We start from the raw sequence: 12,385 nt of genomic DNA, 5'->3' as shown, positions 1-12,385 counted from the left end.
AAGCAATCGTATTTCAAGTTTATTTTTGATTTTCATCGATCAGGTCAATCTCTACTTTCAAATTTTCTATGATAAATTCCTGTCTGTCCGGTGTGTTCTTACCCATATAAAAGTTCAACAATTCCTCAATGGACATGGCTTTGTCCAGCATTACAGGCTCCAGACGAATGTCGTCCCCAATAAAATGTTGGAACTCACCAGGAGAAATCTCCCCCAATCCCTTAAACCGCGTTATTTCCGGTTTACCGGATAGCTTTTGGATAGCCGCCTTTCGCTCCTCATCACTGTAACAATAAATGGTTTCCTTTTTATTGCGCACCCTGAACAATGGGGTCTGTAATATATATAGGTGGTTTTCCTTGATCAATTCTGGAAAGAACTGCAGAAAAAAGGTAATGAGCAATAAACGAATATGCATCCCGTCCACATCCGCATCGGTAGCAATAACTATATTGTTATACCGAAGGTCTTCCATGGACTCTTCAATGTTCAAGGCCGCCTGCAGCAAATTGAATTCCTCATTTTCATACACTATTTTCTTAGACATTCCGTAGGAATTGAGCGGCTTCCCACGAAGACTGAATACGGCCTGTGTATTGACATCCCTGGATTTCGTAATGGAACCGGATGCCGAATCACCCTCTGTAATAAATAGGGTGCTTTCCAACCTTCGTTCATTTTTCATATCGCCCAAATGCACCCTACAGTCCCTCAATTTTTTATTGTGGAGACTGGCCTTTTTAGCTCGGTCCCTTGCCAATTTTCGTATGCCGGAAAGTTCCTTTCGCTCTTTTTCCGCCATGATGATCTTTCGCTGAAGTTTATCTGCGGTTTCAGGATTCTTATGTAAATAGTTATCCAGTTGCGTACCTAAAAAATCATTTATATAGGTTCTCACCGTTGGAAAGTCGCCACCCATTTCCGTAGAACCCAATTTTGTCTTGGTCTGACTTTCAAAGACGGGTTCCATTACCTTTATGGAAATGGCGGATATGATGGATTTTCGAATATCGGACGGGTCGTAATTTTTTCCATAAAAATCCCGTATCGTCTTCACGATGGCTTCCCTAAAGGCCGCTTGATGGGTACCACCCTGTGTGGTATGTTGACCGTTTACAAAAGAATGGTATTCTTCACTGTATTGGGTCTTGCTATGTGTAATGGCCACTTCTATATCATCGCCCTTTAGATGGATGACGGGATACAACATATCATCCATGTTGTTGTTGTCTTCCAATAAGTCCTTTAAGCCATTATCAGAATGAAATTTCTCCCCATTAAAAACGATGGTCAATCCCGGGTTCAGATACACGTAATTTTTGAGCATACGTTCCACATACTCGTTACGGTACTTGTAATTTTTAAAAATGCTCTCGTCCGGAACAAAGGTAACTTTGGTGCCCTTTCTTTTTGAAGTATCCTCCGGTCCTTCCTCCTTTTCCAAATTCCCTAAACTAAATTGGGCGGTTTTCAAAAGATTGTCCCTAGAAGACTGGACCTCAAAAAAACTGGAAAGGGCGTTGACAGCCTTGGTACCTACTCCGTTAAGACCTACGGATTTTTTAAATGCCCGACTATCGTATTTACCGCCGGTGTTCATTTTGGAGACGACGTCCACCACTTTTCCAAGAGGGATGCCCCGTCCGTAATCCCGCACCTTAACGGTTTTGTCCTTTATGGTAATTTCAATGGTCTTCCCGGCACCCATTACGAATTCGTCGATACAGTTATCGATGACTTCCTTTAGCAAAATATAGATACCGTCGTCTGCAGAGGAACCGTCACCCAATTTCCCGATGTACATACCAGGCCGTAATCGGATGTGTTCCTTCCAATCGAGCGAGCGTATGTTATCTTCGGTATATTGAGATTCTTGGGACATTTAACTAAAATTTATGAAAGTGCTGCTAAAGATAGCATGACTCCCACAAAGATAAAACCCAATACCAGTAAAGTAATTAACAATAGAACGCCCTGTATTGTTGATATATTAGCCCCCCTATCCCCCAAAGGGGGAACTATTACGCCCATGTTTTCAACATGATCACAATACAATTTTTTATCCTAAAAGCCGGTGTATATTGTGCAAATTGAGACCTTGCTATTGATAGACCAATCAATAAGGCTATATGTAAGCAAAAACAAGACTCCCCCTTTGGGGGCTAGGGGGCTTTACACATTGAATCTGAAGTGCATGACATCACCATCCTTCACAATATACTCCTTGCCTTCCACACGCATTTTACCTGCTTCCTTGACTTTGGCCTCACTGCCAAATTTCACATAGTCGTCATAGGCTATTACTTCTGCACGAATGAAACCTTTTTCAAAATCGGTATGGATAACACCTGCGGCTTGAGGTGCCGTAGCACCTACGGGAATGGTCCATGCCCGTACCTCTTTGACCCCTGCCGTAAAGTAGGTTTCAAGATTTAGGAGTCGGTATGCACCACGGATCAACTTGGCCGACCCTGGCTCTTCCAAACCAAGGTCTTCCAAAAACATCTGTCGTTCCTCATAGGTTTCCAATTCCGTGATATCGGCCTCTGTACCTACGGCCAGAAAAATCACTTCGGCATTCTCATTGGCAACGGCTTCCTTAACTTTTTCCACGTAGGCATTACCAGAAGTTGCCGATTCTTCATCGACATTACAAACATACATGACCGGTTTATCAGTAATGAACTGAAGCGGTTTTACAAATTCCGCCCGATCTTCCTTGGAAATCTCAATAGCCCTTATGGAAACCCCGGATTCCAAACCGTTTTTTATTGCCATCAAAACCGCCTCCTCCTTTTGCGCTTCCTTATTTCCTGTTTTGGCAGCTCTTTTTACCTTGTCCAACTTTTTGTCCACGGTTTCCAAATCCTTCAATTGAAGCTCCATATCTATGGTTTCCTTATCCCGAATAGGATTGACGCTTCCATCCACATGGACGATGTTGTCATTGTCGAAACACCTTAGGACGTGTAATATAGCATCGGTTTCACGGATATTTCCCAAAAACTGGTTCCCAAGACCTTCACCCTTACTCGCCCCTTTGACCAATCCGGCAATATCTACAATTTCAACGGTTGCAGGTAGCACACGCTCCGGCTTTACCAGCTCCTCAAGTTTTTCAAGTCGTGCATCCGGTACGTTCACCACACCAATATTGGGCTCTATGGTACAAAATGGAAAATTGGCACTTTGTGCCTTGGCATTGGACAAGCAATTAAAAAGGGTCGATTTTCCCACATTGGGCAATCCTACAATTCCTGCTTTCATTCTTTCAGATGTTAAATTTTAGATGCTAGGTTTTAGTTAAATGTGTCAAAAACAACGTTTTTGAGGTTCAAGAGCGGTTTTTGAATTTTGGGATTTGGAATTTAAATATTTTTTTCGGGCGCAAAGATAACTTTTACTCCGTTATTATTTCTATTAAATAAAAAACCCGAACAACGTTCGGGTGAATCAATTGAAAATCATTTGTAATTCAAAATTTTTTCCGTCTACTCTTCCGGATGCATAAAGGCCTGTTTGGCCAGCAGGGTCTCCTCTGATTCCACATGGTCTTCATCGGGTACGCAGCAATCCACGGGACAAACGGCGGCACATTGTGGCTCTTCATGGAAGCCCATACATTCCGTACACTTGTCCGGGGCAATGTAATAGACCTCGTCACTTATGGGTTCTTGGGCATACTCTGCGTTCACCGCCTTGCCATTTGGCAAAACCACTTCCCCTTTGAGGGAAGTGCCATCACCATATCGCCATTCATCAGCACCTTCATAAATGGCGGTATTGGGACATTCTGGTTCGCAGGCCCCACAATTTATACATTCATCAGTTATTATAATTGCCATAATTCTATTTTTATTTTATACCGAGACGAAAATTAATAACCCCTTTGGGTACCAACATTCGGCTCTTTTTCAATTCAGAATCTTACTTTTGCACAAAAGTAAACCCTAGTAAACTTGTATACAAATATAATGGCAGAACAACCAGAAACTATAAAAGCTTTTGTTAAACTCGGAGAATTTTTGGGTGATTATTGTCATTTTACCAAAGGAAACCAAAATTTTGAGGATGATCAAATGGGTTGGTATGGAAAACTGGACCAAGTTGTCAATAGGGCTTCAAGTCAAAATGGTTGGTTTACCCAAGAAAATATATTGTTTGCCTTTGAACAATGGTCGCATGCGTTGAAAACCGATAATTTAAAAACCTGGTTGGACCGTTACAAAATTAAAAAAACGAACCCAATGACCGTAGCCATTATTATGGCAGGAAATATTCCTTTGGTCGGGTTCCACGATTTTTTATCGGTCCTGGCAACGGGAAACAAGGCGCTTGTAAAATTATCCAGTAATGATAAAGTGTTGTTACCCTTTTTCGCCGAATATCTAATATGGCTAGAACCTTTACTTTTAGGACACATAAATTTTTCCGATGAAAAATTAACGAATTTTGACGCGGTTATTGCCACGGGAAGTAACAATACCGCTCGCTATTTCGAATATTACTTTGGTAAAAAGCCAAATATTATTCGAAAAAACAGAAATTCCGTGGCTATCATCCATGGTGGCGAAACAAAGGAAGAACTTGCACTTTTAGGCGAAGATATCTTTAGATATTACGGTCTAGGATGCAGAAGTGTGTCCAAAATTATGGTTCCCAAGGGATATGATTTTGACCTACTCTATAAGGCCATATACACGTTTAAGGATATCATACAGGAGAACAAATACGCCAATAACTACGATTACAACAAGGCCGTCTATTTGATGAGCGAATTCAAGTTTTTGGACAATGGTTTCCTACTGTTGAAGGAGGATACGGGTTTTGCCTCCCCTATTGCCTCCCTTTTCTTTGAATATTATGAATCCAAGGAGTCCCTTGAACACAGGTTGGATCAAAATATCGATGAAATTCAGTGCATCGTTTCATCTGATTCAAACCCGGATCATATTGCTTTTGGCAATTCTCAACAACCAGCGCTTTGGGACTACGCAGATGGTGTTGATACTGTTGAATTCCTGTTAAAAACATCCCTTAATAATTGATTTTTGTGTATCCATAATCAATAGAAATTTCTGACCTTTAACCCCTTAATCAAATTAAAAAAATGCAAAAACATAATTTTAGTGCCGGACCTTGTGTTCTTCCTAGGGAAGTACTTTTAAAGGCCTCTGAGGCCGTTATGGATTTTAATGGATCTGGCCTATCTTTAATAGAAATCTCCCATCGAAGTAAGGATTTTGTGGCCGTGATGGAACGGGTACGTTCCTTGGTATTGGAATTATTGAATCTAGAAGGCAAAGGGTATCATGCCCTATTTTTACAGGGCGGGGCCAGTATGGAGTTCTTAATGGTAGCCTATAATCTTTTGGAAACAAAGGCCGGTTACTTGAATACTGGTACCTGGAGCGATAAGGCCATAAAGGAGGCCAAACTCTTTGGGGAAGTGGTGGAAGTAGGTTCTTCCAAGGACGAAAATTTCAATTACATTCCAAAGGGCTATGCCGTTCCCTCCGGATTGGATTATTTACATCTTACGTCCAACAATACGATCTTCGGAACACAGTTTAAAAAATTCCCTACGACCGATGCTCCGTTGGTCTGCGATATGTGTTCTGATATTTTCTCACGTGTCCTCGACTTCTCAAAATTCGATTTGATTTATGCCGGGGCACAAAAGAATATGGGTCCTGCCGGAACGACCTTGGTTGTTGTCAAAGAGGAAATATTGGGCAAGGTATCCAGAAAAATACCTTCCATGTTGAATTATCAAGTACATATTGACAAAGAAAGCATGTACAACACTCCCCCTGTTTTTGCCGTATATACCTCCATGTTAACCTTGGAATGGCTGAAAAATCTTGGCGGTATCGCAGCCATTGAGGAAATAAATGAGAAAAAGGCCCAGTTGCTTTATTCTGAAATCGACTTGAACCCGGTTTTTGAGGGATATGCCAATAAAAACGACCGTTCTATCATGAATGCCACTTTCAACCTAACGGAGGAAGGCCTTAAGGAAACTTTTGAAGCTATGTTGAAAGAGGCCGGAATCAATGGCCTTAATGGACACCGTTCGGTAGGCGGGTATAGGGCGAGCATGTATAATGCCCTATCCTTGGAAAGTGTTGGTGTTTTGGTGGATGTAATGAGCGAAATGGAACGGAAAGCATAAAACAATGAAAATATTGGCGAACGATGGGATATCTGCAAAAGGTATTTCTCTTCTTGAAAAAAACGGATTTAAGGTTATGACAACCACTGTCGCTCAGAATCAGCTTGGTAATTTCATTACCAGTAACAATGTTCAAGGGCTTTTGGTTCGAAGTGCCACCAAAGTTGATAAAGACCTAATTGACGCTTGTCCCAATTTGAAGCTCATTGGCAGAGGTGGGGTTGGTATGGACAATATTGATGTGGCCTATGCCCAGCAGAAAGGAATTCATGTAATCAATACCCCGGCAGCCTCTTCCAAGTCAGTGGCGGAATTGGTGTTCGCCCATTTGTACGGTGGCGTTCGGTTTTTGTATGATGCCAATAGAAACATGCCCTTGGAGGGCGATAGCAAATTCAAACAGCTAAAGAAATCATACGGGAACGGCAAGGAACTTTCTGGCAAGACATTGGGTATCATTGGATTTGGCAGAATTGGCCAAGCAGTTGCCAAGTTGGCCTTAGGAGCCGGCATGAAGGTACTGTTCTTCGACCCGGTATTGGATGAAGTTTCGTTGACTTTGTCCTTTTTTGATGGACAATCGGTCACTTTCAATCTTTTGAGGACAGAAAAGGAAGAACTGTTAAAAGCATCTGACTTTATTACCGTTCACGTACCTGCGCAAAAAAAATACGTCTTGGGCAAAAAAGAATTTGACCTTATGAAGGACGGAGTGGGCATCATTAATGCCGCTAGAGGCGGTGTAATCGATGAAGTTGCCTTGGTAGATGCCTTGGAAAGCAATAAGGTTTCATTTGCGGGAATGGACGTTTACGAATCTGAACCCAGACCGGAAATCAGGATCTTGATGCACCCGAAAATATCATTGACCCCACACATTGGTGGTGCCACGAACGAAGCTCAGGATAGAATTGGAATAGAGCTTGCCGAGCAGATTATTTCTTATTTTAAATAGTGCTTTATTGCAACTTTTTTGAACTCTTTTTGTACATTACAAACCAAACATTAAATTAACTATAAAAATGGCAGGATTATTAGATTTATTAAATAGCCCTATTGGGAAACAAGTAATTAGCGGAGTAGCGGGACAGACCAATCAACCGGAAAGTAAAACAGCAGATGTGTTGAGTATGGCCATGCCCCTTATTTTGGGAGCAATGAAAAAGAACGTAAAGAATCCACAAGGTGCCGAGGGATTGATGAGTGCCTTGAGCAACAAACATGATGGTAGCATTTTGAATAACCTGGGAGGATTGTTCCAAGGTGGCGTGGATGACTCCGTAATAAATGACGGTGCGGGAATTCTTGGCCATGTTTTTGGAGGCAAGCAACCACAGGTAGAAAATGCCTTGAGTCAAAAATCCGGATTGGATGCTGGAACGGTCAGTCAAATACTCAAGATCGCCGCACCCATAGTTATGGGCTATTTGGGAAGGGAAACTTCTCAAAACAGGGTAAACGATTCAAACGGGATGAATGCCCTTTTGGGAAGTATGTTGGGAGGACAGCCTCAACAAAACCAAAGTTTGATCACTACATTGTTGGATGCCGATGGTGACGGAAGCATTTTGGACGACGTTGCAGGAATGGTCATGGGAAGTAATAAGAAGAAGGGTGGACTTGGGGGTCTTTTAGGAGGTCTTTTTGGCAAGTAAGCTCTTTTTAAACCATATTTAACGGAGGCCGTTTGAATGTTCAAACGGCTTTTTTTGTATCTTAAACAAGATGAAAATGAAAATTTTAAAAACATCAATAAAAATTATAGGAATTTTTGGGCTTTGCCTATTTCTTGTGCATTGTGGAGGATCCAAGGAGGCTCTCTCCATTTCCGACCAAGAAAAGAATGCCTTTGAGGCAACCGAGGGCGACACCGTTAGAATAGCCAATGAGGAAACCGAATATGAAATCATTATCATTGACCCAGGTTTCTATACTTGGCTCAATTCCATAGCACGACCGGAAGGCTATTATTCCCAATCCTTTTTGGAAAACAGGAATATTCTTATGGTCATGGAGTGGAACAGGAGAGTTCTACAGCCTGGACAATTCAATCCAAATTTATACGAGTTGCAAATCAATTATGAAAGGGAAATTGATTACGGTTATGAAGTGAATTATAAACTGTATAATTACTTCATTTACTTCCAGCGCAAGTACAATCAAAGACTGGGTCCTTTTTTACCTAGAATATAGGTTCTATCTTTGTATCGAAAATCGATAAAAATGCAAAGACTTAAGGAACGCTGGGGCATACGGAATAATTTTCAGCTCATGATTATATTCATAGTATTTGCTATTACTGGTTCTTCTTCTGTATATGTTGCCAAACCGTTTCTGGAATTGATAGGTCTACAAAAGGAAAACTTCCAGGAAACTTGGTGGAGTGCCCTAGTATATTGGACGTTACGTATTTTTCTGATATTCCCATTTTACCAAGTGCTTTTGGTAGTATATGGATGGTTGTTTGGCCAATTTAAATTCTTCTGGGCCTTTGAAAAAAAGATGCTCAAAAGAATGGGGTTGGGCTTTTTCTTCAATAATTAATAGTTAAGTTTTATTTAACAAATAATGCTAATGCATTTGCTAGTTTTGCATCTATGAAAAGAAAGATATTCACATATCTCTCAGCTTTTATATTATTCACCTTAATGCTCTTTAAGGTGAGTTCCTTTCATATCTACACGCATCAAGACGGTACGGATACTATAGAGAATTGTGAAACCTGTTACTTTTCCTTTCAAAATCAGAAAATTGATTTCAGGGTCGTTTCGGTATTGATTCTGGCACCAATTGTGCTGATTCTTGTCAACAATAAGATTATAAAGGAGACCCCAATACTTCGGCCTTCTCAAAAACTACTTTATTCACATTTTGGGAGGCCTCCCCCAAAGTTACGCTAATATATGTCTCTTTAAATCGGTGTATAGATATATCGATATCCGTTAGCGTAAACATAACTTAATGAAGTATTCTTTAATACTACTTATTGTACTTATGGGCATCAGCGTAAATGCCCAGGATTGTAATTCCATTTTGGTGGGAGAGGTCTACGATTTCCATGATAATCGCCCTTTGGACGGGGCTACCATTTCTATATCGGGTATGGATAGAACTACACTTTCCAAGGAGGATGGTAAGTTCAGTTTTAGAAACCTTTGTAATGGTGTTTTAGAATTGGAGGTCTCACATCCTTCGTGTACCACGAAATTCGTGCTTATTTCCATCAACGGGGATACGTTTGAAAAAATTCTTTTAGAACATCATCTTGAAGAATTAAAAGAGGTAAAGGTTGTAGGGAATACTCCAAAAAACACGAATTCCGGTCAGGAGGAACAATTATCCTTGAAAGATATTGAGCGGAGCAGTGGCAACAGCCTTGGAGATGCCTTGAAGAAAATTGCAGGAGTATCTACCTTGAATACAGGGGGCAACATTGTAAAACCTGTGATACAAGGGTTGAACGGCAGTAGAATTTTGATACTCAACAACAACGTACGTATGCAGGACATGGAGTGGGGAGATGAGCATGCGCCCAATGTGGATATTAATGCCAATCAGGGGATAAGTGTCATCAAAGGTGCCGCGGCCCTCAAATATGGTGGTGATGCCGTTGGAGGTGTGATTGTTTTAGATCCTTTGCCCATTGTAAGAAAAGATACGCTTTTTGGAAAGACACAAATGAGCCTCTTTTCAAATGGCCGTGGCGGAAATATAACCAGCACGCTCACCAAATCCTATAACTCCGGGCTTTTTATTAAAGCGCAAGGATCCTATAAGCTTTTGGGTGATTTGGAAGCACCGGATTATGTATTGTCCAATACGGGAATACGTCAAATGGGTGTTTCTTTCAATGTTGGCAAAAGGGATTTTGAGCAAGGTTGGGAGGCCTATTATTCCTTTTTCGATACCGAAATTGGAATTCTTAGGGCTTCTCATATTGGCAATGTGGATGACCTGATCCAATCCATCAATAATGAACGTCCAAATGTCATTAACGACTTCACCTATGATATTGCCAGGCCCAATCAAGAGGTTTCCCACCATCTTGCAAAACTGAATTACTATAGGAGAATAGAAGGATTTGGAAAGTGGAACGTACAATATGATTTTCAGAAAAACCGTAGGTTCGAATATGATATTCGGGTTGGTGACGATGCGGATAAGGCATCCTTGGATCTACAACTGACTACCCATTCCGTTTTAACGGACCTCAAGTTCGATGCAAAGGAGGGCTTTGACCTAAAGGTAGGAGTTTTGGGAAGGTATCAAAACAACTTTGCTAATCCCGATACAGGCGTTAGACGACTCATTCCAGATTACGATAAGTATGATTTGGGCGCTTATGGAATTGCCGAGTACCACCTAAATGATTCTTGGACCATAGATGGAGGTTTACGCTATGATTTCAATAGGATAAACGCCAAAAAGTTTTACCGCAACTCTAGATGGGAGGAAAGAGGCTATGACCAGGATTTCGGAGAAATTGTAATAGAGGATTTGGGAACCCAACTCCTTACGAATCCAATATTCAATTTTCACAATTTTTCCGGTAGTACTGGCCTTAATTTTGAAATGGATGGCGAAAACTTATTAAGGGTGAACTATGCCTATTCCCAAAGGTCACCCAATCCATCTGAACTGTTCAGTGACGGACTCCACCATTCAGCGGCAAGAATTGAATTGGGCGATTTACGCATACAGAGTGAAAAATCGTCAAAGATTTCGATTTCGTTGGAAAGGAATTCCTTGGAATGGGGATATACCCTGGCACCGTATGTAAACAGCATTAACGATTTCATCATCTTGGAGCCGACCGGTGCAGAATTTACCATTAGGGGCGCATTTCCTGTTTGGTCATACAGACAGACGAATGCTTCATTTATTGGTATAGACGCATCGATTTTTAAAAATTGGAACAATAATATACGCACGGAACATAAATTTTCTTGGGTTCGCGGTACCGATACGGAAACCGATATTCCTTTGATAAATATTCCGGCGGCAAACTTGAACAATAGTATTGAATTTAAAATTCCTTCGTGGAACAATTTTACGTTTGGCATGGAAAGTCAGTTCGTATTTGAGCAAAAAAGATTTCCCCCAAACATTACCGTCTTCTCTCCAGAACAACAACAAGATGTTCTTTTGGACATCAATACACCACCACCGGCCTATCATCTACTTGCCTTTAACGCGGAAACATCCTTCTCGCTTAATAACGATAAGGATTTAACCGTAGGTCTTGGTGCAACCAACCTATTAAATACTTCCTACAGGGATTATTTGAACAGGTTGCGATATTTTGTTGATGACATGGGGAGAAACATAAATCTAAGAATAATCTATAATTATTAATAAAAACAAATGACTATGAATACAATTAAATCTAAAACGCAAAACAACAACGCTATCAAATCGATTCTCTTACTTTGCTTCGTTGCATTTGGCCTTGTGTCCTGTGACAATGACGATGACAACCCACCACCAATTGATGAGGAAGAGGTGATAACCACCATGAACGTGACCTTGAGCGGCGCGGGAAGTACAATTACATTGCAATCCCAAGATTTGGACGGGGACGGTCCTAATGCGCCAGTTATAACTGTTTCTGGCAACCTAATTGCCAATACAACCTATAATGGTAGCCTGGAGCTTTTGAACGAAACCGAAACTCCTACGGAGGATATTACCGAAGAAATAGAAGAAGAAGATGAGGAACATCAATTCTTTTTTACGGCCACAGGTGCAATTACGGGTGTAGATTATGAAGATTTGGATGGTAACGGCAACCCCGTTGGATTGAGTTTTACCTTGAGCACGGGCGATGCTGGAAATGGTACTTTACAAATCACTTTACGCCATGAGCTCAAAAAGCCAAACGATGGAACATTGGCCGATGCTGGCGGAGAAACCGATATTGCCCAAACCTTTAATTTAACGGTGGAATAAATCACCCATTTAGTTCTTCGGGGTTTTATATAATACAAGTACTTCTAAAATTGTTCAAGTTGTAAAAAAGTCTTTCCTATTCAATGGAAAGACTTTTTTCGTTTAGACCTTTAAATAATTGATTGACTTAGGCATTTAACCACTAATATTTTTGATATAGCATGGCGGGGTATTTACCATCCTGAGCATCAGGTTGTCGAATATGCCCTCCTTCATGAAGCTGCGGTTGAACCTGTAGCAATATTCGTCGAGATAGTCCTG

General features: G+C 41.0%; 12 protein-coding genes and 1 pseudogene. 9 read left to right on the top strand and 4 right to left on the bottom strand.

Features of this window, described 5'->3' with window-relative positions; all coding sequences use genetic code 11:
• Positions 1-19: 19 nt before the first annotated feature.
• From BFP75_RS07340 to BFP75_RS07330, 3 genes are all read right to left on the bottom strand, one after another.
• Positions 20-1,882, bottom strand: a complete 1,863-nt coding sequence (locus BFP75_RS07340) for a DNA topoisomerase IV subunit B (RefSeq protein ID WP_099544595.1) — start codon at positions 1,880-1,882, stop codon at positions 20-22.
• A 290-nt stretch (positions 1,883-2,172) separates the two neighbouring features.
• Positions 2,173-3,267 carry a redox-regulated ATPase YchF gene (ychF, locus tag BFP75_RS07335; protein WP_099544594.1) on the bottom strand — a complete coding sequence of 365 codons (1,095 nt, stop codon included), beginning with the start codon at positions 3,265-3,267 and terminating at the stop codon, positions 2,173-2,175.
• Between the two features lie 224 nt (positions 3,268-3,491).
• Positions 3,492-3,845 (bottom strand): 4Fe-4S dicluster domain-containing protein, encoded by a 354-nt coding sequence (locus tag BFP75_RS07330; RefSeq protein WP_099544593.1) that lies wholly within the window; start codon positions 3,843-3,845, stop codon positions 3,492-3,494.
• 129 nt (positions 3,846-3,974) lie between these two features.
• Between BFP75_RS07330 and BFP75_RS07325 the strand changes: the two genes are divergently transcribed.
• From BFP75_RS07325 to BFP75_RS07285, 9 genes are all read left to right on the top strand, one after another.
• Complete coding sequence (locus tag BFP75_RS07325; RefSeq protein ID WP_099544645.1) at positions 3,975-5,048, top strand: acyl-CoA reductase; 1,074 nt, start codon at positions 3,975-3,977, stop codon at positions 5,046-5,048.
• Between the two features lie 62 nt (positions 5,049-5,110).
• Positions 5,111-6,175 carry a 3-phosphoserine/phosphohydroxythreonine transaminase gene (gene serC, locus BFP75_RS07320; RefSeq protein WP_099544592.1) on the top strand — a complete coding sequence of 355 codons (1,065 nt, stop codon included), beginning with the start codon at positions 5,111-5,113 and terminating at the stop codon, positions 6,173-6,175.
• Between the two features lie 4 nt (positions 6,176-6,179).
• Positions 6,180-7,130, top strand: a complete 951-nt coding sequence (locus BFP75_RS07315; RefSeq protein ID WP_099544591.1) for a D-2-hydroxyacid dehydrogenase — start codon at positions 6,180-6,182, stop codon at positions 7,128-7,130.
• Between the two features lie 67 nt (positions 7,131-7,197).
• On the top strand, positions 7,198-7,830 hold the full coding sequence (locus BFP75_RS07310) for a DUF937 domain-containing protein (protein ID WP_099544590.1): 633 nt from the start codon (positions 7,198-7,200) through the stop codon (positions 7,828-7,830).
• Positions 7,831-7,900: 70 nt separating this feature from the next.
• Complete coding sequence (locus BFP75_RS07305; protein WP_099544589.1) at positions 7,901-8,368, top strand: DUF6146 family protein; 468 nt, start codon at positions 7,901-7,903, stop codon at positions 8,366-8,368.
• A 30-nt stretch (positions 8,369-8,398) separates the two neighbouring features.
• Positions 8,399-8,719, top strand: a complete 321-nt coding sequence (locus tag BFP75_RS07300) for a DUF6787 family protein (protein ID WP_099544588.1) — start codon at positions 8,399-8,401, stop codon at positions 8,717-8,719.
• A gap of 53 nt (positions 8,720-8,772) precedes the next feature.
• Entirely contained in the window at positions 8,773-9,075 is a 303-nt protein-coding gene (locus tag BFP75_RS07295; RefSeq protein WP_099544587.1) for a hypothetical protein, read from the top strand.
• A 61-nt stretch (positions 9,076-9,136) separates the two neighbouring features.
• A complete protein-coding gene (locus tag BFP75_RS07290; protein WP_099544586.1) occupies positions 9,137-11,530 on the top strand; it encodes a TonB-dependent receptor in 2,394 nt (797 codons plus the stop codon).
• A gap of 15 nt (positions 11,531-11,545) precedes the next feature.
• The gene (locus BFP75_RS07285; protein ID WP_240531724.1) at positions 11,546-12,124 is read left to right on the top strand and encodes a type 1 periplasmic binding fold superfamily protein; all 579 of its coding nucleotides are present in this window, start codon (positions 11,546-11,548) and stop codon (positions 12,122-12,124) included.
• Between the two features lie 135 nt (positions 12,125-12,259).
• On the opposite strand, the pseudogene BFP75_RS07280 reads toward BFP75_RS07285, so the two are convergent.
• Positions 12,260-12,385: pseudogene (locus tag BFP75_RS07280) on the bottom strand (IS1595 family transposase); the annotation flags it as partial.

Source organism: Maribacter sp. 4G9 (genome assembly GCF_002742265.1).
GTDB lineage: Bacteria > Bacteroidota > Bacteroidia > Flavobacteriales > Flavobacteriaceae > Maribacter.
This window is presented reverse-complemented; position numbering and strand designations above follow the sequence as displayed.